The 21,711-nt window shown below is 42.1% G+C and carries 17 protein-coding genes; 14 read left to right on the top strand and 3 right to left on the bottom strand.

From position 1 onward, the window contains the following. Positions 1 to 23 precede the first annotated feature (23 nt). Positions 24 to 1,280, top strand: a complete 1,257-nt coding sequence (gene rhaA / locus AC6HZ4_RS22075; RefSeq protein ID WP_497491935.1) for an L-rhamnose isomerase — start codon at positions 24 to 26, stop codon at positions 1,278 to 1,280. A 289-nt stretch (positions 1,281 to 1,569) separates the two neighbouring features. Further along, complete coding sequence (locus AC6HZ4_RS22070; protein WP_497491933.1) at positions 1,570 to 2,421, top strand: alpha/beta hydrolase; 852 nt, start codon at positions 1,570 to 1,572, stop codon at positions 2,419 to 2,421. Positions 2,422 to 2,573: 152 nt separating this feature from the next. On the opposite strand, the gene AC6HZ4_RS22065 is transcribed toward AC6HZ4_RS22070, so the two are convergent. Further along, positions 2,574 to 3,356 (bottom strand): DeoR/GlpR family DNA-binding transcription regulator, encoded by a 783-nt coding sequence (locus AC6HZ4_RS22065; protein ID WP_497491932.1) that lies wholly within the window; start codon positions 3,354 to 3,356, stop codon positions 2,574 to 2,576. A 303-nt stretch (positions 3,357 to 3,659) separates the two neighbouring features. Between AC6HZ4_RS22065 and AC6HZ4_RS22060 the strand changes: the two genes are divergently transcribed. From AC6HZ4_RS22060 to AC6HZ4_RS22040, 5 genes are all read left to right on the top strand, one after another. Next, positions 3,660 to 4,973 carry an MFS transporter gene (locus tag AC6HZ4_RS22060; protein WP_497491931.1) on the top strand — a complete coding sequence of 438 codons (1,314 nt, stop codon included), beginning with the start codon at positions 3,660 to 3,662 and terminating at the stop codon, positions 4,971 to 4,973. Positions 4,974 to 4,999: 26 nt separating this feature from the next. Continuing rightward, positions 5,000 to 5,368: a sensory rhodopsin transducer gene (locus AC6HZ4_RS22055; RefSeq protein ID WP_497491930.1), complete on the top strand. Its 369-nt coding sequence runs from the start codon at positions 5,000 to 5,002 to the stop codon at positions 5,366 to 5,368. 123 nt (positions 5,369 to 5,491) lie between these two features. Beyond that, entirely contained in the window at positions 5,492 to 6,541 is a 1,050-nt protein-coding gene (locus tag AC6HZ4_RS22050) for an autoinducer 2 ABC transporter substrate-binding protein (protein WP_497491929.1), read from the top strand. Continuing rightward, positions 6,501 to 8,366, top strand: a complete 1,866-nt coding sequence (locus tag AC6HZ4_RS22045; protein ID WP_497491928.1) for a cache domain-containing sensor histidine kinase — start codon at positions 6,501 to 6,503, stop codon at positions 8,364 to 8,366. The genes AC6HZ4_RS22050 and AC6HZ4_RS22045 overlap by 41 nt, the downstream gene beginning before the upstream one ends. Beyond that, positions 8,353 to 9,969, top strand: a complete 1,617-nt coding sequence (locus tag AC6HZ4_RS22040; RefSeq protein WP_497491926.1) for a response regulator — start codon at positions 8,353 to 8,355, stop codon at positions 9,967 to 9,969. The genes AC6HZ4_RS22045 and AC6HZ4_RS22040 overlap by 14 nt, the downstream gene beginning before the upstream one ends. Positions 9,970 to 10,162: 193 nt before the next feature. On the opposite strand, the gene AC6HZ4_RS22035 is transcribed toward AC6HZ4_RS22040, so the two are convergent. Then, positions 10,163 to 10,840 (bottom strand): hypothetical protein, encoded by a 678-nt coding sequence (locus AC6HZ4_RS22035; RefSeq protein WP_497491925.1) that lies wholly within the window; start codon positions 10,838 to 10,840, stop codon positions 10,163 to 10,165. A gap of 135 nt (positions 10,841 to 10,975) precedes the next feature. On the opposite strand from AC6HZ4_RS22035, the gene AC6HZ4_RS22030 reads away from it, so the two are divergent. From AC6HZ4_RS22030 to AC6HZ4_RS22015, 4 genes are all read left to right on the top strand, one after another. Further along, a complete protein-coding gene (locus AC6HZ4_RS22030; RefSeq protein ID WP_497491924.1) occupies positions 10,976 to 11,176 on the top strand; it encodes a hypothetical protein in 201 nt (66 codons plus the stop codon). Between the two features lie 395 nt (positions 11,177 to 11,571). Next, positions 11,572 to 13,827 (top strand): glycoside hydrolase family 3 protein, encoded by a 2,256-nt coding sequence (locus AC6HZ4_RS22025; RefSeq protein ID WP_497491923.1) that lies wholly within the window; start codon positions 11,572 to 11,574, stop codon positions 13,825 to 13,827. 115 nt (positions 13,828 to 13,942) lie between these two features. Beyond that, positions 13,943 to 15,136, top strand: coding sequence for an MFS transporter (locus AC6HZ4_RS22020; RefSeq protein ID WP_497491921.1), 1,194 nt, complete (start codon positions 13,943 to 13,945; stop codon positions 15,134 to 15,136). 39 nt (positions 15,137 to 15,175) lie between these two features. Then, positions 15,176 to 16,618, top strand: coding sequence for an MDR family MFS transporter (locus AC6HZ4_RS22015; RefSeq protein WP_497491919.1), 1,443 nt, complete (start codon positions 15,176 to 15,178; stop codon positions 16,616 to 16,618). Between the two features lie 371 nt (positions 16,619 to 16,989). Here AC6HZ4_RS22015 and AC6HZ4_RS22010 read toward each other — a convergent pair whose 3' ends face one another. After that, positions 16,990 to 17,754 (bottom strand): DeoR/GlpR family DNA-binding transcription regulator, encoded by a 765-nt coding sequence (locus AC6HZ4_RS22010; RefSeq protein ID WP_497491917.1) that lies wholly within the window; start codon positions 17,752 to 17,754, stop codon positions 16,990 to 16,992. Positions 17,755 to 18,737: 983 nt separating this feature from the next. Here AC6HZ4_RS22010 and AC6HZ4_RS22005 point away from each other — a divergent pair. From AC6HZ4_RS22005 to iolB, 3 genes are all read left to right on the top strand, one after another. Next, a complete protein-coding gene (locus tag AC6HZ4_RS22005; RefSeq protein ID WP_497491916.1) occupies positions 18,738 to 19,127 on the top strand; it encodes a tautomerase family protein in 390 nt (129 codons plus the stop codon). Between the two features lie 119 nt (positions 19,128 to 19,246). Beyond that, positions 19,247 to 20,719: a methylmalonate-semialdehyde dehydrogenase gene (gene iolA, locus AC6HZ4_RS22000; protein ID WP_497491915.1), complete on the top strand. Its 1,473-nt coding sequence runs from the start codon at positions 19,247 to 19,249 to the stop codon at positions 20,717 to 20,719. Between the two features lie 164 nt (positions 20,720 to 20,883). Continuing rightward, complete coding sequence (gene iolB, locus AC6HZ4_RS21995) at positions 20,884 to 21,699, top strand: 5-deoxy-glucuronate isomerase (protein WP_497491914.1); 816 nt, start codon at positions 20,884 to 20,886, stop codon at positions 21,697 to 21,699. Positions 21,700 to 21,711: the final 12 nt, after the last annotated feature.

Genomic DNA, 21,711 nt, shown 5'->3' with positions numbered 1-21,711 from the left:
GGGTGCAGAAAGGAAATGTGGATATGACAACGAAACAAAGTTATGAATTAGCGAAGCAGCAGTATGAAAAGTGGGGCATCAATGTTGATGAGGTTTTAGAGCAATTAAAGAAGGTACCGATTTCCATCCATTGCTGGCAAGGCGATGATGTAGCGGGATTTGAAGTAAACCAAGGCGAATTATCCGGCGGTATCGATGTAACAGGAAACTATCCAGGTAAAGCGAGAACTCCTGAAGAGCTTAGAAGTGATTTGGAAAAAGCACTTTCTTTAATCCCGGGGAAACACCGCTTGAATTTGCATGCCATTTATGCGGAAACGAACGGAGAGGTTGTAGAGCGTGACCAATTAGAGCCAAAGCACTTTGAAAACTGGGTGAACTGGGCAAAGGAGCAGGGGCTTCACGGCTTAGATTTTAATCCAACATTATTCTCTCATGAGAATGCAGCGGAAGGCCTTACTTTATCCCATCCAAATGAAGAAATTCGCGAGTTTTGGATTCGTCACTGCATCGCGAGCCGCAAAATCGGGGAATATTTTGGTAAAGAGCTAGGAACACCATGCCTTACAAATGTTTGGATTCCAGATGGCTATAAGGATATTCCGAGCGACCGTCTTACTCCAAGACAGCGTTTAAAAGAGTCGTTAGATAAAGTTTTTGCGGCGGAGATTGATGAACAATACAATCTAGACGCGGTGGAAAGCAAACTATTTGGCATTGGCTCCGAATCCTATGTAGTTGGATCACATGAGTTTTACATGGGCTATGCTTTGAAAAACAATAAACTATGCTTGCTTGATACAGGACATTATCATCCAACAGAAACAGTGTCTAACAAAATTTCCTCCATGTTGATGTTCAGTGACAAGGTTGCACTGCACGTTTCTAGACCAGTCCGCTGGGACAGCGACCACGTTGTAATTTTAGACGATGAATTGCGTGAAATTGCGCTTGAAATCGTACGCAACGATGCAGTGGAGAAAGTGATGATCGGCCTTGATTTCTTTGACGCAAGCATTAACCGTGTAGCTGCATGGACAATTGGAACGCGGAATATGATTAAAGCATTGCTATATGCGATGCTGACGCCAAATGCATACTTGAAGCAATTGCAGGAAGAGGGCAATTTCACAGAACGATTGGCGCTTATGGAGGAGTTTAAAACATATCCGTTCGGCGCAATTTGGGATTACTACTGCGAGCAAGCAGGCGTGCCTGTGAAAGAGGCTTGGTTAGAAGAAGTGAAGCAGTACGAGAAAGAAGTGTTAGCGAAACGATAATATCGAAAACGGACTTATCTCAGCGGAGAGGGTCCGTTTTTTGTGCTCGAAGTATGATGAAGTGATTACTTGTCCAGCTAGCAGTCCACACCAAGTATCCATTTTTTAACATAAAAACTTTTGATTTTATAAGTTGGAGGCTCGCATAGCTAACATCCAGTCTAAGCAGTGCTTTTTATTAAAAAAATTTCAGTTGAAGGATTTTTGTTATTCACTAACGTAAGATGTATTAAAAGATAAAACAAGCGGAGCCAGGGTTATGTTTATATAACAAAAGGAGAATTGTAAGATGGAAAGCAAAGGCATAATTTCAGTTGATGGTTTTAAATTATCCTACTGTATTGAAGGCGAAGGTACACCTGTACTTGTAGTGGGCAGTTCAGTCTATTATCCTCAACTCTTTTCACAAGATATAAAAAAAGAATTAAAACTGATTTTTATTGATCATAGAGGATTTGTTCAGCCGCCTCGAGTTTTAGAGCCAGAAGACTATACGTTGGATAAAGTTCTAGATGATATAGAAACGGTGAGACAAACTCTTAATCTAGAGGATTTTATCGTATTGGGGCATTCAGGACATGCTTTTATAGCATTGGAATACGCAAAAAAATATCCCCAATATATTCAGAAAGTCGTTTTGTTAAATTCAGCACCTACAAATAGCCAGGAAAGGCAGCAAGAAAGCTTTGCTTTTTTTCATAGCACTGCAAGTCCAGACAGAAAAAGAAAATTTGAAAAAGACATGGCTCTATTAGCTGGTGATATTGAAAAAGATCCTGAACGACGATTTGTTCATATGTGTATTCGTATGGGAGCGCAAAGTTTTTACGATTATACACTTGATACAGCTTATATGTGGAATGGTGTATACACAAACATGCCAATTATCGATCATTTGTGGGGAGAAGCGTTTGGACAACTTAATCTGATAGAATTGTTGGCCGATTTCAATAAGCCAGTATTTATTGGTTTAGGGAGATATGATTATTTGGTCGCCCCGGTCTCACTTTGGGATCCAATTGATGAAACATATGTAAATGTGAAGAAAGTGGTTTTTGAGCATAGTGGGCATAATCCTATGTTTGAAGAACCTAATTTTTTTGATAAAAGCTTAGTCGAGTGGATCAATAAAGGTAAATAGATTATTTTTAATAAATGAGAGGTTATAGGGATCTAATTACTCATCATGTATACCTTATACACTCCTTATTTACTTATTCAAGACAGAGGACATTTTTGCTGCACACAGCAATGGCAAGGCCTCCCCGCCCTCGTAACAGGCGGGGATGAAAGTTACAGAGAAAAGGCTTCATTTTTAGGCTGTACCGCAGTTAACTCGATTCCTCTTTCCTCCAGCACCTGCTTAGTACTGTTCTCTACGTAAGAATCGGTGATGATATGGTCAATATCGCTTATCTGTGCTGTCTGCACAAAGGTACGGACACCAAATTTGCTGGAGTCGACCATTAAAATCGTTTGCTTCGCGCTGTCTATCATTCGTTTCTTTAGTAGTGCCTGCCATTCATTCGAATCGCTTAAGCCGCTTTCTAAATGAAAGCCTTTGCAGGAAAGAAAGACTTTGTCCACATGATACGCAGCAAGGGAGCGCTCTGCCAAAGGACCGACATAGGATAAGGATTTAGGAAGCAAAATGCCGCCTGTTGAAATAACTTGGATTTTTTCTTTTTTGCTTAGTTCAATTGCTACTTTGATTGAGTTGGTAATGACTGTAAGCGGCATATTAGGAAGTGCCTTCGCTAAATACCATGCTGTTGTGCTTGCATCGAGGATAATACGATTACCGCTTGTGACATGTTTAGCAGCCTCATAGGCAATTGCTTTCTTTTCAGCTATATTTGTAATTTCCCGCTCGGATACATCAGTTTCGGATTCCTCTTGAATGCTGACGGCTCCCCCATGGCTTCGTTTTAGTTTATTTTCCTTCTCTAGCTTCTCTAAATCGCGGCGAATGGTTTCTTCTGTTACGGAGAATAGCTTGCTGAGCTCGCTCACGCGAATGCTTAACCGTTCATTGACGAGTTCAACAATTTTTTGGTGTCTTTCTGCTACAAGCATTGTGAACTTCCTTTCTGTTCTGTAAATAGATGAAATACTTTGTAAATAAAGTTTCAAATTTTTGTTTGTTTTTATTTGTGTTTGTTTATAGTATACCATGTTTTTGTTTGTGAGGTGTGATAATCTTTCAAAAATGTTTCTGAATATATCAGAAGAATCTCCCCCCTACCTGATAACCATCTCCTATAAGCGCTTTCAATTCTTGTATATAGTTAAGGTATCAAGAAATTCATATCAAAATTTCACAGAAAAGTTTGTAACCGCTTCACCTTAATAAGGGACAGAGAGAAAGGAGAGGGAAGAATGGCAAAAGGGTTTGGAAGTAAAAAAACAACTGGTTGGAAGGCTACGGCATCTGTTGCGATGGCTAACTATATTGAAGCTGGTTCTATCGTAGCTGGTGCAGGCGGATTGTCGCTTTGGGTAGAATATTTACATCTCGATGACATTAAAATCGGACTATTGGGTGCGGTGAGTGCCAATGCCTTCGGTGCTGCAATCGGAGCATTGCTTGGAGGCTATCTTTGCGATAAATACGGACGTAAATTTATTTACACGTATGATTTGCTCATTTACATGCTTGGGATGTTAATTACGATTTGCTCGGTAAACTTCCCGATGCTATTAATTGGCTACATTATAACAGGATTAGCAGTCGGTGCTGGGGTTCCTGCTTCTTGGACGTATATTGCTGAAGAAGCTCCGTCTGATAAACGGGCAGCGCATACAGGGATGGCGCAGCTTGCCTGGTCGCTCGGACCTGTGCTTGCATTATTGCTTTCTGTGCTATTAGCACCATTAGGTCTCCTTGGCAGCCGTATTATTTTTGCACACTTATTTGTAATCGCATTCATCACATGGTATATCCGACAAGGCTTATCTGAGTCCTCGATGTGGAAGGAAGAAAAGAAAAAGCAACAGCAAAGCGGTCAAGCCAGCACTAGCTCTTTAAAGGAATTATTCAGCAAAAAGGTAAACAGAAGCGCATTATTTCTTCTGCTTGGCGTGTATCTATTTTGGAATTTAACAGCTGGCGCAATGGGATTCTTTATGCCTTACATTTACGAAACTGTCGGCGGACTTTCCGCAAGCACAGCAAACTTATTACAAGCAGTTCTTTGGACATTTACAGTGATTTGCACTTACGCAGTCTTTATGAAATTGGGAGATAAAAAGAGCCGCCGCGCAATTTATGCTGTATCCGCGATTATGGCAATTCTTGCTTGGGTTTTGCTTGTATATGCAAAAATGACAATGCCGGTTCTACTCGCTTTTGTTTTACTATGGGGCTGTTCTGCAGGCTTTGGGGCACAGGCTTTCTATGGATTATGGGCAAGCGAGTTATTCCCGACAAAATATCGCGCAAGAGCACAAGGTTTCATGTTTTTTGTGGCACGCATAGCCGTAGGATTATGGACTGCTGTTATGCCAACGATTATTTCTAAGCTTGGCTTTGCGGTTGCGGGAGGAATTATGATTGCATTCCTTGTTGTGGCAGCGTTTATCGGAATTGTATATGCTCCTCGCACACAAGGAAAGACCCTGCAGCAAATTGAACGAGAGCGTTATGGAGATGATGCAGCTGCCAGAGTTCAGGCAAGCAGCCGCGCTCTATAATTGATTAATAGTGAGGAGAGAGAGAAATGAAACAGAGAAAAGGCGCTACACATTGGGTTATTCCGGATGGATACATTCCGCCGGTAAGCTCAGGGGAGCTGCTCAGCCACGAATCAATTTGTGTACTCAATTGTAATGAAGAGGATGCAAATCTTATGGTGACGGTTTATTTTGAAGATCGGCCTCCATTAGAGCATATTCCTGTAGTTGTGAAGGGCAAACGAACAAACCATATCCGTACAAGCTCTCTTCAGAAGGATTCCGAGTATATTCCAGTCGGCGTTCCTTATGCGCTTGAAGTAGAAAGCGATATTGCAGTGATTGTGCAATACAGCCGTCTGGATGCAACGCAGCCTGAGCTTGCATTAATGTCAACGATGGCGTATCCGTCATAATATATAGAAAGAATGTCTCCTTACCGCCAAGCTGCATCTATAGCTTGGCGGAGAAGGGGACTTTCTGCCGTTTGATTATACCAGTCAGTAGTTTTGATATAATAGCTTTAAGGAGGGAGCATCGTGCTTTATAAATTACTGACTTGTGTACTTTTGCTGTTTATTGTAAGCGGTTGCGATTTGCGTAATAATCCACCGAAGTACGAGATTATTTATAACGGTGAGGAGAAACAAAGCAAGCAGAATAAACAAAATCAGGACAACTATACCAATGAATATACGATTGCGGTCGTTCCGAAGGTAAGCGGGATTCCGTATTTCAATGCTGTGAAGGATGGCGCATTGGAAGCGGGACAGGATCTTGGCGTGAATGTTCTATATATGGGACCGACCATTGCGGATTGGGAGCATCAAGAAAAAATTGTAGAAGAGCTGGTGCAGAAGAAGGTGAACGCGATTGCGATTTCTGCCAATGACCCAAAAAAGCTGGGTCCTATTTTGCTGGAAGCCCAAAAGAAGGGGATAAGGGTAATTACATGGGATTCGGATACGGATTCGGCATTTCGAGAGCTTTTTATTAATACAGTGGACCCTGAAACGCTTGGCCGGCATTTAGCGGATACGTTGGCAAGGAGTCTGGGGGAGCAAGGAAGCTATGCGATTATGACGGGCTCGCTGGATGCAGCAAATTTAAATGAATGGATGAAATGGACAAAGGTGCAGCAGCAAATGTATTATCCGAACATGAAGCTTGTTGAGGTTGCTGCTACAAATGATGCTCCTGCAGAAGCGTATGAGGTTGCCAAAGGTCTGCTGGAGAAGCACCCAACGCTGGCTGGCATAATCGGACTTTCATCTGTCGGCCCTCCTGCGGCAGCCCAGGCTGTACAGGAGGCTGGAAAGCAAGGAAAGGTTGCGGTAGTGGGACTATCTACCCCAAATTTAATGCGGGCAGATTTAAAGAGTGGAGCAGCGCAGGTTGTGACGCTTTGGAGTCCAAAAAAGCTGGGCTATCTGACTGTACGTTTGGCAAAAGACCTATTGGAAGGGAATATGCCATATGATGGGAAGCATATTCAAAACATCGGTGATATAGAGGTGAAGGGAGACATAGTCATTATGGGACAGCCGATTGATTTTACAAAAGAAAATATTGATCAATATGACTTTTAACGTACAGAATATGAAAAAATTAAAAAATATTAGGCTGACAAATAAGCTCATTATTACGTACATTCTTTTAACGATTATCCCGATGACTGTTTTAGGATATATAGCGTATTCCCAATATACGAAATCGATTGAGGAAGAGGTAGGAAGGTATGTACCTAAGCTGCTCAAGCAGGCCAATCAAAATATTGAAAACGAAATGAATAAGCTGGAGGACTTACCGGACCTGCTGTACAGCTCAAGCGATATTATGACTATACTGAGAGATAGTAGATACCAAAGTCAATCTCAATTGCTGCAGGACCAATTTGTAGTAAAAAACTTTCTTACAAGAACGTACTTGAATAGCAATTCAGAAATATTAGGAGCATTCCTCCTATCCAAAAATCGTTTATTTGTAAGCTCGCGTGTTGCATATAGCGGCTTTCATCTAACTGAAAAGCCGTTTCCTTATGGTGAAGATTTTGATTTAGAAGGAAGCATGCAAATCCTTCCGCCCAATGGAGTCGATTTAACATTTGAAGGGCAGCCTCCTTATTTGCTGCTTATGAAGCAGGTTACGGATTTTGATAATCGAAAAACACTCGGAACGTTATTTTTGGCAGTGAAGGTGACCTTTATTGAGAAAATTTTGCGGGATTTAGATGAACAAAGCAACGCGGTGATGTGGCTGATGAATGAGCACGGGCAAGTGATTTATCATACGGATGCCTCCAAAATCGGTAAGGTACTGGAGGAGACCAATGATTATCCTTTATTAAATGGAAGCTTCCGCACGACGCTGCATGGGAAACGGACGTTGATTAGTGTAAGTGAATCAAAGGCGCGCCATTGGGTTCTCGTTCACCAAATTCCGTTGAAATATTTAACCGAAAAAATAGATACCGTGCGCAATGCAATCATCCTCATTTTTATCATACTTGCCGCAGTGACAGTTTTGATTTCCATTTTTCTTGCTTGGACTGTGACAAGGCCGATTCATACGCTGAGCCGATTAATGAAACAGGTCGAGGGCGGAGACTTTCAGGTGGAAATCCCGATTCATTCACAGGATGAAGTCGGGATGCTGGCACGCAGCTTTCATTCGATGGTGACCAAAATACGGGAATTGATTCAAAAGAATTATCATATAGAGCTGCGGCAAAAGAATGCTGAGCTATATGCTCTGCAATCTCAGATTAATCCTCATTTTATGTACAATACATTGGAAACGATCAGTATGGCGGTAGAAGATGGAGAATCGGAAATGGTCGTAGACATGGTAACGCTGCTTGGAAGAATGCTTCGTTTTTCCCTGAGTAATAAAGACCGGATTGTGCCGATTTCTGAAGAGGTTCTTCATATTAAGGACTACCTCCATATTCAAAAGTTTAGGTTTGAGGAGCGTTTATCCTTTCAAATTCGCGAGGAAGTCGATAGTGCGTCTTATTATACACCGAAATTTGTACTACAGCCTGTTGTTGAAAATGCCATTAAATACGGATTGGAAAAACGAAGAGGCATTTTCATTGAAATTGATGTTCGGCAGGAAGCGAAGGATATTGTACTGATGATTCGCGATAATGGGCCAGGTATCGAAGCTGAAACATTAGAGCGATTGCAAATGCTCCTGCAATCGGATCCAATGGCCGGACGCGATTCAGGGTTCGGTATTATCAATGTTCATGCCAGAGTGGCCATGATGTTTGGAGATCCATATGGACTGCAAATTTATAGCATGGAGGGGCAAGGAACAGAGGTTATCATTCGGATTCCGATGATTGCGCATGAAGAAGCAGTGCAGTTTTTGAACGGGGGAGACAGGAGAGAAGACAATGAACAGCATTAAAACGATTATTGTAGATGATGAGGCGCGCATCCGCAGAGGAATTGAGCGGCTTGTTCGATCCTGCGGAGAGGAATGGGAGATTGTCGGGACATTTGCTGAAGGAAAAGAAGCATATGAAGCAATCGTGCAGGAGAACCGCTCATTTGATTTGTTAATTACGGATGTTCGGATGCCTGAAATGGATGGCTTAACTTTAGTCAAGGAACTTAAAAAGACGCATTCCTTTTCTTCTTTGATTGTGAGCGGATTTGATGATTTTCAATATTTACAAACCGCCCTGCGGGAAGGCGCAATGAACTATATTTTAAAACCAATTGATCGAGAGAAGTTTCGGGAACAAATCGAAGAGGTGAAGGAGAAGATTATTCAGCAGCGGAAAGAACGCTGCGAATGGGAGGAAATGCAGGAAAAGGCGCTGCGGCTAACATATACAAAGCAGGTTCAGCTGTTAAGCGAGGTAACATGGAATCATGATATGGATGTATCCTTATTAAACTGGACACGTGAATTTCCAAAGGGGATGTATCGGCTTGTATATATGAGCACGGATCAAAGGGTACCGAAAACAAAGGATGGGGAATGGGAAGCCTGGAGAGATGCTATTGAAAACATGATAACAGAGCTGTTCACGAGGGAATGGCACAGTGACCATCGAAGCTATTGGTGGTGGAGAGGGACAAAGCTAAGCTTCTGGCTATTGCTGCTCGATGAAGAACAATCGATAAGCTCCTCTGAAACGAAGCGAATTCTGCAGCAGCTCAAGCAATCCATTCAGCGTTTTACTCCTTTTACTGTTTCGATAGCTCTTGGAAATGAATTTGAGGATGTATCTTTTCTGCCAAGTGTTAGAGATCAACTCCTATCCCTATTACAGTTCCGTATGATTCAAGGGGGAAATCAAATTTTTCAATTGGATTCGATTCAAGATATGATAGACGAAGCACCTAGAGGAATTTTAGCTTCTGTTTACAAAAGCACGCATCAAATCCTGCATACGTTAGAACAGGAAGCGGGCGAAGAGACAGAGAAGGTGCTCCAACAGTTTTTCCATGAAATCCAATCCCTATCATCGCCTGCGGCTATCCAAGAAGCTGTACATTATCTATGTATTCGCATCATAAATAGATGGATGGAGCATGAAGGATTTAAGGAAGATCCGCAAGTGTTTACTGAGGCATTACAGCTTACAAGGCATGCTGCGGATTTTACGCAATTAAAGGATGATATAAAGCAGTGGGTGCTTCGCATGAAAAACAAAATGCACACACATCATGATCTGAATCCAATTCAGCAAGCAAAGGAATTTATCCGGGATCATCTAGGCGAGAATATTACGATTAAGAGGATTGCGGATTATGTGTATATGAGTCCTACGTATTTCTGTGAATCCTTCAAAAAGCAAACGGGTGAAACCGTTTTAGATTATGTTATAAGAAACCGGCTGGAGAAGGCGAAGGAATTATTAGAAATGACAGACCTTAAGGTGTATGATATCTCCGCAGAGGTCGGGTATCAGGATACAAAGTATTTTAGCCGCTTGTTCAAAGAGTGGATCGGCCAATCGCCTTCCCAGTATCGGGAGCATTATGCAAATCGGGAATAGTCAGCAGCCCAATCATTTCTTGATTGGGCTGCTGACACTGTTCTACTTTAAGGATGTATAAATTCCCAGTCAGGAGCTAATTCGATGTAGTGGTAAATTTTTGGGAATCAAGTATAAGTGCAACTACGTCCCTGCCTTCGAAATATAAAAAGCGAAAGCTTATGTGATATAAGAAATCTTTGAACGCTACCTTTTATATGAAAATTTCATAGAATTGTCCGCCTTTGTCCCTTACAAAATACTCTCTCTCTACATTTAATAGAGTATACCAGTTGTAAAGAGAGGTGATGAAAACATGAATTATTACTATTATCAAAATGAGTGGCGTTACCGCAATGGAGGAAATGATGTTTCCAGTGAGGGGCTTTACCACAATGGAAGAGGCAATGTTTCCAATGAGGGGCTTTACTGCAATGGAGGAAATGACGTTTCCAGTGAGGGGTTTTTCCGCAATGGAGGAAATGATGTTTCCAGTGAGGGGTTTTTCCGCAATGGAGGAAATGATGTCTCCGGTGAGGGGTTTTTCCGCAATGGAGGAAATGATGTTTCCAGTGAGGGGTTTTTCCGCAATGGAGGAAATGATGTTTCCAATGAGGGGTTTTTCCGCAATGGAGGAAATGACGTCTCCGGTGAGGGGTTTTTCCGCAATGGAGGAAATGATGTTTCCAATGAGGGGTTTTTCCGCAATGGAGGAAATGACGTCTCCGGTGAGGGGTTTTTCCGCAATGGAGGAAATGATGTTTCCAATGAGGGGTTTTTCCGCAATGGAGGAAATGACGTCTCCGGTGAGGGGTTTTTCCGCAATGGAGGAAATGATGTTTCCAATGAGGGGCTTTTCCACAAGGGAAGATGCTATTGCCCTTGCAATCAAACGCCGCCGACCGCATTCTGCTCCTGCAGCTCTTCTAATATTCGCGATATTAGACGGATATCCTCATTCGTCTACTTCGCTGACGCCGATTTAGAATGCGAAGGATTTTACTGCAGCGGGCGTGACAGCGATATCTTGTATGAATGGACGCTAACGCGTCTATCGGGAGACGTTCGTATTGAAGGTCCTTCGAGAAAGCGCGGAGACGGTACAGTCATCGTACTTGGCAGCGGCACGTTTAGACTCACTGTTAGAGTAACCTTCTATTGCAGACTTGCTTTCCCTGATGCTTCCATCAGCTGTGTACGTGATTTGACAAGAGAATTTAGTCAATGATGCAGCTTCTGGTGAGCTATTTAGAGGTTGAGGATGAATTAAGAGTGCTGAAAAGGAAGCTTGTCAAAAATGGCAGGCTTATAGGAAGGTCGTCATAGCCCGGTTGTTACAAATTTAAAAGAGATATTTCATCTAAGCTAAGAAGTGAATGGATTCAAAGTGGTGAGCATTTCCCTTTTGGGTCCGCTCGCTTTTTTGTTATACTTTTTACTAGATATTAATAAGTAAAAGATTTATTTTTAGGAGCTTACCTTTAATAGAAGTCTAGAAAGTGATAGGAAAAAGTCGTTCCTGCGGTAGGCTGTATGGGAGAATGTGCTTTACAATAAAAGAAAGGCGGGTTAATAAGGAAAATAGAGAGTAAAAAGAAAGCGGTTACGGAAAGGGTGGCTGGAATGACAAGCATCAAGCAAGCAGCAGCTATTCGGTACATAAAAAATGAAAATGGCCCGACGCTCGGCTATTGGGCTGAATCAGGCGTCAATATTTTAACAGTAGATGGCTTGCATTTTAAAGACCTTAACAAAGATGGAGAAATCGATCCATATGAGGATTGGCGTTTATCCCCTGAGGAGCGGGCAAAGGATCTTGCTTCTAAGCTCTCCATTGAGGAGATTGCCGGTCTCATGCTTTATAGCAAGCATCAGGCAATCCCAGCAAGCAAGGGATGGTTTCCTAGTACATGCGGCGGCAAGTCTTTTGAAGAAAGCGGTGCAAAACCTTGGGATCTTTCCGATCAGCAAATTGAATTTATAACACAGGATCATTTACGCCATGTTCTCATTACCACGGTAGAGGATGCAAAAACGGCAGCACGGTGGAACAATAACGTGCAGGCTCTTGCCGAAAGCATCGGCTTTGGTATTCCGGCAAATAACAGCTCTGATCCGCGGCACGGTATTGATGCAAGTACAGAATTTAAGGCGGGAGCAGGAGGAGCAATTTCCATGTGGCCGGAGACGCTTGGAATGGCGGCGACATTCAATCCTGAGCTTGTCAAGCGCTTCGGGGAAATTGCGGCGAAGGAATATCGTGCACTCGGTATTACGACAGCTCTTTCTCCGCAAATTGATATTGCGACTGATCCGCGTTGGATGCGCTTTGAAGGAACGTTCGGCGAAGATCCGCAGCTATCTGCTGATATGGCCCGCGCTTATATTGACGGCTTTCAAACATCTGAGGGAGAGAAGGAGATTGGAGAAGGCTGGGGCTATGATAGCGTAAATGCGATGGTGAAGCATTGGCCTGGCGGCGGCTCTGGTGAAGGCGGGCGCGATGCTCACTTTGGATACGGAAAGTATGCGGTATACCCGGGAAATAATTTTGATGGGCACCTTATTCCATTTCTGGAAGGCGCGTTTCAATTAGAGGGTAAAACGAAGCAAGCATCAGCAGTTATGCCGTATTACACGATTTCATACGGGCAAGACCCAGTGAATGGAGAAAATGTTGGAAACTCGTATAGCTCTTATATTATTAAGGACTTGCTTCGTGAGAAATACGGCTATGACGGTGTCGTTTGTACAGATTGGGGCATTACAAATGATGAGCCTCCTGCAGTTGATATGTTTGTAAGCCGTCCATGGGGCGTGGAGGCCGGCTATACAGTTGCTGAGCGGCATTATAAGGCATTGATGGCCGGCGTTGACCAATTTGGGGGCAATAACGAAGCCGGTCCGATTTTAGAGGCATATAAAATTGGCGTTGCCGAGCATGGAGAAGAGTGGATGCGCAAACGCTTTGAACAATCTGCTGTCCGCTTGTTAACGAACATATTCCGCACAGGTTTGTTTGAAAATCCTTATTTGCATGAGGAGGAGAGCAAAGAAACAGTCGGCGCAGCGGAGTATATGGAGGCAGGCTATGAAGCCCAGCTGAAATCGATTGTAATGCTTAAAAACAAAGATAATGTCCTGCCAATCTCAAAAGGAAAAACTGTGTATATTCCAAAACGCTATGTGCCGGAGAGCGTGAACTGGTTTGGGCACAGAACGCCGTCTAAGCTTGATGATCCTGTAAGCCTAGACATTGTGAAGAAGTATTTCAATGTGACGGATAAGCCGGAAGAGGCGGATTTTGCCCTTGTTTTTATCAAAACCCCAGATTCCGGCCCAGGCTACAGCAGAGCTGATGCGGAGATGGGAGGCAATGGCTACGTGCCGATCAATCTCCAGTACGGCCCGTATACGGCGGAGCATGCGCGTGAGCAAAGCATTGCCGGGGATGAGAGAGATGTGCTGAATCGTTCGTACAAAGGCAAGACGGTTACCGCTGCGAATGTTACAGATTTGGAAATGGTGCTGAAAACAAAGGAAGAGATGAATGGAAAGCCGGTCATTGTTTCACTTCATTTGTCGAGGCCAACTATTGTAGCGGAGTTTGAACAAGCGGTGCATGGGATTCTTGTGAATTTTGGCGTACAAGACCAAGCAATTTTTAATATTGTGAGCGGCGCAGCTGAGCCATACGGATTATTGCCTGTGCAAATGCCGGCTAATATGAAGACCGTAGAGGAGCAGTTTGAAGATGTTCCGCACGATATGGAGTGTTATAGAGATACACAAGGAAACGTGTATGATTTTACGTTTGGCTTGAATTGGCGCGGTATCATTCAAGATGAGCGGACTGCGAAATACAGGAAAAGAAAATGACAGAATGAAAGGAGAAGCGTTGTTTGCTTCTCCTTCTGTAATAGGATGATTGACTGAAAGAGCAGGGCAATAACGGGTACTAGTTTGTTTTACCCGACAAAAGGGAGTGCGGGGTTTGGAAACACAAACGAACCGATTATGGACGAAGCAGTTTGTAGTGATTATGATTTGTAATTTACTATTGTTTACGAATTTGCAGATGCTGCTCGCGTCGCTTCCCTTATACACGAAGGAAATGCTTCATGCAAGCGATGTGACAGTCAGCCTTGTAACGAGCTTTCTATCCATGGCCGCCATTACGCTGCGGTTTGTAGCTGCCAGGGGACTGCAAAAAGGGCAGCAGAGCGCCATTTTAATGATTGGTTTATGTATTATGGCAGTCTCATCCGCCGGCTATTATTGGTGCGGCAGTGTATTTTTTCTGTTGCTTCTGCGTATCTTGTACGGTGCGGGATTTGGTTTGACGAGTACAATCTTTCCGACAATGGCCTCTTATACACTTCCTGTAAGCCGGATGGGAGAAGGGATGGGGTATTTCGGTTTTTCCTCCTCCATTGCGATGTCGATTGGCCCGGTTGCCGGCTTATGGCTGCTTTATGAAAAGGGCTTTGGCTCGCTCATTGCCATCTCTTTCTTCATCATATTAACTATTTTTCCGCTTGTATTGCTCATTCGTGTTTCGCCGCCGCAAGCATCAAAGCATTCAGTTAGTAAAGTAAAGCTGTGGGATCGTAAGCTTATACTGCCGGCTTTGCTTCATTTTTGTCTAGCTGTAACATTTGGGGGAATTATCAGCTTTTTGGCGCTGTTTGGAAAAGAAGCGAGTATCGAACATGCAGAGCAATTTTTTCTGTTTCAGTCTCTCGCTATGCTAGTAGCACGGCCTGTTACTGGAAAGGTGTTTGACAAAAAAGGTCCGATGTTTGTACTGATTCCTGGGGCGGCCCTGGTGCTAATTAGCTTGCTTTCATTATCATATGCATCTGGCACTGTGTCCTTGATTCTATCAGCGATTCTATACGGTTTTGGTATGGGGGCTGTTGGTCCGTCGCTGCAGGCTTGGATGCTGCAGCTTGTAGCTCCAGAGCGGCGCGGGGTTGCCAGCAGCATGTTTTTTAATAGCGGTGATTTAGGTGTTGCGTGCGGTGCGATGCTTCTTGGAATTGTAGCCGAAGCTACAAGCTATGCGGTCATGTATCGCATTGCCGCTGGATCGATGGTTGTATTTATTTTCCTATGCTTCATTATGGAGAATGTTAAGGCGAAGCAGCGCAAAAGGAAAACAGGGGAATCTGCTGTTACGATGTAGCGCGTATGTACAGATGAGAGAATATAGGGGGAAGATAAAATGAAGGGAACATATGAAGAGCCGTCTTTAAGCTTTAAGCGGGCGCCTATCGTTGCGCTGCTTCTTACGGGCGGCTTTGTTACTATTTTAAACCAAACGCTGCTAGTTACTGCTTTGCCATCGATTATGCAAGAGTTTCATATATCGGCAAATACGGTGCAGTGGATTACAACCGGATTTATGCTGACCAACGGTGTTATGATTCCTATTACTGCGTTTTTACTGCGAAGATTTACGACGAGGCAGCTGTTTTTTACTGCGATGAGCGTATTTTCAATAGGAGCTCTGATTGCTGGAACAGCACAGATTTTTTCGGTGTTGTTGATTGGAAGAATTGTGCAGGCGTGCGGTGCCGGTATTATGATGCCGCTCATGCAGACGGTGTTCTTAACGATTTTTCCACGGGAAAAGCGGGGTGCAGCGATGGGAATGGTTGGTCTCGTCATTTCGTTCGCACCTGCTATTGGCCCGACATTTGCCGGCTGGTTGGTAGACCAATATTCCTGGCGCACCCTATTTTTTATCGCGCTTCCGATTGCGCTTCTTGATATTGGGTTCGCCTTCTTTTATTTAAAAAATGTGACGGAGCGGGCATTTCCAAAAATTGATGTACTGTCTATCATTTTATCTTCATTTGGCTTTGGCGGTGTGCTCTATGCGTTTAGCAGCGCCGGCGGGAGCGGCTGGTCAAGCTCGGAGGTCGAGTTGTCTCTAATTATTGGAGGAACGACTCTTATTTGTTTTATATGGCGTCAGCTGAAGCTAGAGGAGCCGATGCTTGAATTTCGTGTATTCCAATATGGCATTTTTAAGCTAACAACGATGATTAACGTTATTGCCTTTTCGTCTGCGATTGGGGCGGAAATGCTGCTGCCGATTTATATGCAAAGCACGCGCGGTACCTCAGCGTTTGAATCCGGCCTGCTGCTGCTGCCGGGTGCAGTCGCAATGGGAATCATGTCGCCGATTGCCGGGCGAATATTTGATAAATACGGTGCGAGACCGCTTGCGATAATCGGGATGAGCATTGTTGTGATTACTACAATCCCGCTTTGGCTGTTGTCACCAGACACTTCTTTTCTTTTTATATGTGTAATGTATACAGTGCGGATGGCAGGTGTTTCGATGCTGCTTATGCCTGTAAATACAGCAGGATTGAATGAGCTGCCAATGCATTTGCTGCCGCATGGAACGGCAATGACGAACACGATGCGTCAGGTTGGAGCATCAATTGGCACGGCTCTTCTCGTCACGATTATGACGAATGGTGCAGCGCATGCGGAGGGAAAAACAATGCATGAGGCGCTTATTCATGGGATCAACCTAGCGTTTCTCGTGTGCGAAGCCTTTGCCGTTCTTGGCTTAGGGCTGTCGTTTTATATCAAGCGTATGCAGTCTAAAAAGGAGCATGCTGCAACGGCTGGTGTAAAAGGGACTGGGTGATGAAAGAATCGGGATCTGTCCTGCTTTTAGTATTCTGGGAAACTATGGACATAGTTCGAACATAAAAAGGTTGGGGAGGTACGTCCCTCAATCTAGTATCCCCTTCAAGTAGACAGTGTAAAAAGCCTGCGTAGATTGCGCGGGATGCTGCACTATACTTGAGGGGAATTTTCTATGGCGAAAAAGGGACAAATTCAACAAGGGATGCAGCCTTGTCCAAAAACAGTCCATGCAAAAAATATTTTCGAAAAATATTTTTTGCATCAGAGCCCCTTTCTTTGTATCCGTTTGCAAAAATGTCTGCTTAAAAGTTGTATTTTAAGGATTTTTCTTCAATTCAATAACAAATGTATTTAAGGCCCTTCTATATGTCAATTCAGTTTATCGGAGATTACAAGCTGAATATTATGATTTTTTGCATATTCCTGGTAATTTTCACTTGGGTCAGTATCAGTAACAATATAATCAATCTCATCCAGGCCGCAATAGGTAATCAGGGCAGACTTATCAAATTTATCCTGATCCACCAGTAAATATACTTTTGAACTCCTTTTAACGACCGTTTGCTTTATTTCACTCTCAAGAGGAGATGAATGAGTTACACCATTTGATATGGAGATGCCGGTTGAGGCCATGAAAGCTTTGTTAATATTATACGATTTTAATAAATCCATGTTTTTAAAACTAACAAATGATTTTGTTTCACGGTTCACTACTCCTCCTGTCGAAAGTACATTTAAATTAGGATAAGGAAGAGAATGAATAATAAAATCCAGGTTATTAGTGATGACGGTCACATGCTTTGTCTGTAAGTACTCCACCATTTCTAATGTTGTTGTTCCAGAATCAATATAAATAATATCCCCGTCCTCAACAAAATTCGCTGCCGCTTTGGCAATTGATTCTTTCTGTCCTTGATTACGCGTTTGCCTTTGGTTAAATGATTCAAGCGTGGCATGATTTACAGCTACTCCGCCATAGACTTTTTTGATTTTTCCTCGTTCAACTAACTGCTGAATATCACGTCGAATCGTGTTTTTTGATACACCAAACACCGTAGTAAGCTCATCTAAAGATACTGTTTGGTGCTCAAAAATATACTCCTGTATTTGTTCAATTCGTTTCGTTTTTAACATGTTTCTCCCTCGGTTTACTTTTATTTTTATTTTAACTTAGCTGCTGATAAAAAATATAATCCAGCATTGCAATTCATACGACCATAGGATTAGAACTGTACTTCTAGTGGTAATATAGGTATTGTAATGTATCTTAACAAAAGTTATCCAAAAATTCACCATGTTTTTGTTGTATGGATATTAATTTGAAGTAAAATTGGAGATCATCCAAAAAAGGTAATTATGTAATTTAGTGTTTATAATTTTGACGAAATTTGATAGAAATCTCTTGGTTTAGAAGGGTTTTTCTATTGATAACTCAAGTGGATAGAAAAAAATCTTGGATTTTTTATTGACTGAAAACGTTTTTAACAGTATTATGGAATCAAACATATCCAACATGTTACCGAAACATAACAAGGTTGTCTCGAGAGAGGTGGAAAAACAAGACGATGTAATCGATTGCATCACTTTCTTGATAATCTGGATATGGTTAAGTCTTGGTGATATCTTGATGCTATTTGAAATTAAATGGTATCAAGATATATAAAAACAAGACGATGTAATCGATTGCTTGGTTGCCCAATAATTTGAATGCGATTAAGTCTCTGTAGGATTTGAATCCTATTTGAAATTCATGTTATAAGGGTATAAAAGACAGAACGATGTAATCGATTGCATTAGCCGCCCAACGATCTGAATGTGATTAAGTCCTTGTAGGATCTAAAGCTATTTGAAATTCATATGATAAGGGTATAAAAGGCAGAGTGGTGTAATCGATTGCATCAGTTGTTTAACAATCTGAATGTGATTAAGCCCTTGTGATATCTGAATCCTATTTGAAATTAATGGTATAAAGGTATAAAAAACAAGGTGATGTAATCGATTGCATTGGTGCCCAACGGTCTAAGGTATTTAGACAACCTTATATCTAATATTACATGAATTTTAAATATGACACCACTGGTTTAACGTAACTAAATTAGCTTTGGAGGTTATTTATTATGCCGTTAATTAGATTTGATTTAATAGAAGGGCGAGACGAGGAGGCACTAAGAAATCTATTAGATGCTTCTCACCGGGCGATGGTTAAAGCTTTCGGTGTACCTGAAAGGGATCGTTATCAAATCGTTCACCAGCATCCTGCTCATGAAATGATTATACAAGACACTGGTTTAGGTTTTGAGAGAAGTAAAAACTTAGTAGTGCTAAGTGTAACTAGTAAGCAAAGAACTGATGAGCAAAAGCAGAATTTTTATAAACTTTTGGTTCAAGAGCTTGGGGAAAGTTGTGGAATAGAACCGAATGATATTATGGTTTCCATTGTTACCAATGGGGATGCTGATTGGAGTTTTGGACTAGGAGAAGCCCAGTTTTTAACTGGTAAATTATAACCTTTCTTAAAGTGTTAAAAAGGGATGCGGAATTTGCCGTGTGAAGACCCGAATAGGTTATTAAAGTTTTTTAAATAATCGCTAGAAACAAAAACAAATTTTCTAAGGAGGAAGAAAACATGTTAGAAACAGTAAAAGCAGTAAAGCTAAAAAATTACATTAACGGTGAGTGGGTTGAAAGTAAAACAACAAAGTATGAGGATGTTTACAATCCAGCTACAAAAGAAGTCATTGCCCAAGTTCCAATCTCAACAAAAGAAGATATCGATTATGCAATCGAAGTTGCTGCAAAAGCGTTTGAAAAGTGGCAAAAGGTTGCAGTGCCAAGACGTGCAAGAATCCTATTTAACTATCAACAATTGCTAACAAAGCATAAAGAAGAATTGGCTCACCTCATCACAAAGGAAAATGGAAAAAGCTTGACGGAAGCACTAGGGGAAGTACAGCGCGGAATTGAGAATGTTGAATTTGCTGCTGGAGCACCTTCTCTAATGATGGGAGATTCATTAGCTTCCATTGCTACAGATGTAGAAGCGACAAACTACCGCTACCCAATTGGTGTTGTTGGAGGAATTGCACCATTTAACTTCCCGATGATGGTACCTTGCTGGATGTTCCCAATGGCAATTGCGTTAGGTAATACATTTATTTTAAAGCCATCTGAAAGAACACCGCTTTTAACAGAAAAATTAGTAGAGCTATTTACAGAAGCAGGACTTCCAAAAGGCGTGTTCAACGTTGTTCATGGTGCACACGATGTTGTAAACGGTATCTTAGATCATCCTGAAGTGAAAGCAATTTCCTTTGTTGGCTCTAAGCCGGTTGGCGAATATGTATTTAAACGAGGCAGCGAAAATCTAAAACGTGTTCAGGCGTTAACAGGTGCGAAAAACCATACGATTGTCCTAAATGACGCGGATTTGGATGACACAATCACAAATGTTATTTCCTCTGCATTTGGTTCAGCAGGCGAACGCTGCATGGCATGCTCAGTTGTAACAGTGGAAGAGGGAATTGCTGATGAATTTATAGCGAAGCTGAAAGAGAGAACGGCTAATATTAAAATCGGTAACGGTTTAGATGATGGGGTATTGCTTGGCCCAGTGATTCGAGAAGACAATAAAAAACGTACAATTGGTTATATCGAAAAAGGAATCGAAGAGGGCGCGAAGGTTGTATGTGACGGCCGTGAACGTGCGTTAGATGAAGGCTTTTTCATCGGACCTACTATTTTCGATGATGTTACACCGGATATGACGATCTGGAAAGAAGAAATCTTTGCTCCGGTACTATCCATTATGCGTGTGAAAAACTTAAAAGAAGCAATTCAAATTGCAAATAAATCAGAGTTTGCGAACGGTGCTTGTATCTTTACAACAAATGCTGCATCTATCCGCTACTTCCGTGAAAATATCGATGCAGGTATGTTAGGAGTTAACTTAGGTGTACCAGCTCCTATGGCATTCTTCCCATTCTCTGGATGGAAATCATCCTTCTTCGGAACATTACATGCGAACGGGAAAGATAGCGTAGACTTCTATACACGCAAAAAAGTAGTAACAGCGCGCTATGCAGCACCTAAATTTGAGTAAAAGAGTTTGTTAGATTAATAGATAGTTTATGATTGAAAGTTTGAGCAATCGGTCCATTATATTTGCTAAGTATATGGACCGGTTGCTAATACAAAACTTGTAGAGCAGCCTGTCAAGGGATGCTGTGACGGTTTGTTTCCACCGTGATGATAAGGAGGTATAACATGAGTAAATTGCTCAGAAAGCCAGAAAAGAACGAAGTGTCCCAAGGAGTCACTATTGTTCAAGAGGTAACGACAGAAAATTCCCCATTAGAATATGTTGGGTTTAAAATAGTTGATTTAGCTCCAGGTGCTAAATATTCAGAAGTACTAGGAAAGCAAGAATGCTGCATCGTGGCTGTGACAGGGAAAATTAATGTCACAGATGGCGAGGAAGTGTTTGAAAATTTAGGTACTCGTGAAAGCGTATTCGAAAAAGTACCAACAGACAGTGTGTATGTGTCAAATGATCGACGTTTTGAAGTAGAGGGAGTTAGCCAAGCTCGCGTAGCATTATGTTATTCTCCTTCTCAAAAACAATTGCCTACGAGACTGATTAAAGCTTCAGATAATAGCGTTGAAAATAGAGGAATTCTTAATAATAAACGTCTTGTACACAATATTTTGCCTGATTCAGATCCAACTGCTAATAGCTTACTTGTTGTTGAAGTGTTCACAGAAAGTGGAAACTGGTCAAGCTATCCACCGCATAAACATGATCGTGACAACTTGCCGGAGGAGTCATTTTTAGAGGAATCCTACTATCATGAAATGAACCCGCCGCAAGGTTTTGTATTCCAAAGAGTCTATACGGATGATCGTTCCATTGATGAAACAATGACGGTTGAAAATGGTGATGTTGTTCTTGTGCCAGCAGGATACCACCCAGTTGGGGTACCAGACGGTTATACGTCCTATTATTTAAATGTAATGGCAGGACCAACACGTATTTGGAAATTCTATAACGATCCAGCTCATGAATGGATTCTTAAACGTTAATAAAAATATAAG

This window comes from Ectobacillus sp. OTK, assembly GCF_059698935.1.
The sequence above is the reverse complement of the archived record's forward strand: the minus strand, read 5'-3'. Positions and strand labels throughout refer to the sequence as shown.

What these genes read in the sequence shown, in the direction of transcription:
- rhaA (WP_497491935.1), top strand. Translation starts at nt 24, where the DNA reads ATGACAACGAAACAAAGTTATGAATTAGCGAAGCAGCAGTATGAAAAG.
- AC6HZ4_RS22070 (WP_497491933.1), top strand. Translation starts at nt 1,570, where the DNA reads ATGGAAAGCAAAGGCATAATTTCAGTTGATGGTTTTAAATTATCCTAC.
- AC6HZ4_RS22065 (WP_497491932.1), bottom strand. Translation starts at nt 3,356, where the DNA reads ATGCTTGTAGCAGAAAGACACCAAAAAATTGTTGAACTCGTCAATGAA.
- AC6HZ4_RS22060 (WP_497491931.1), top strand. Translation starts at nt 3,660, where the DNA reads ATGGCAAAAGGGTTTGGAAGTAAAAAAACAACTGGTTGGAAGGCTACG.
- AC6HZ4_RS22055 (WP_497491930.1), top strand. Translation starts at nt 5,000, where the DNA reads ATGAAACAGAGAAAAGGCGCTACACATTGGGTTATTCCGGATGGATAC.
- AC6HZ4_RS22040 (WP_497491926.1), top strand. Translation starts at nt 8,353, where the DNA reads ATGAACAGCATTAAAACGATTATTGTAGATGATGAGGCGCGCATCCGC.
- AC6HZ4_RS22025 (WP_497491923.1), top strand. Translation starts at nt 11,572, where the DNA reads ATGACAAGCATCAAGCAAGCAGCAGCTATTCGGTACATAAAAAATGAA.
- AC6HZ4_RS22015 (WP_497491919.1), top strand. Translation starts at nt 15,176, where the DNA reads ATGAAGGGAACATATGAAGAGCCGTCTTTAAGCTTTAAGCGGGCGCCT.
- AC6HZ4_RS22010 (WP_497491917.1), bottom strand. Translation starts at nt 17,754, where the DNA reads ATGTTAAAAACGAAACGAATTGAACAAATACAGGAGTATATTTTTGAG.
- AC6HZ4_RS22005 (WP_497491916.1), top strand. Translation starts at nt 18,738, where the DNA reads ATGCCGTTAATTAGATTTGATTTAATAGAAGGGCGAGACGAGGAGGCA.
- iolA (WP_497491915.1), top strand. Translation starts at nt 19,247, where the DNA reads ATGTTAGAAACAGTAAAAGCAGTAAAGCTAAAAAATTACATTAACGGT.
- iolB (WP_497491914.1), top strand. Translation starts at nt 20,884, where the DNA reads ATGAGTAAATTGCTCAGAAAGCCAGAAAAGAACGAAGTGTCCCAAGGA.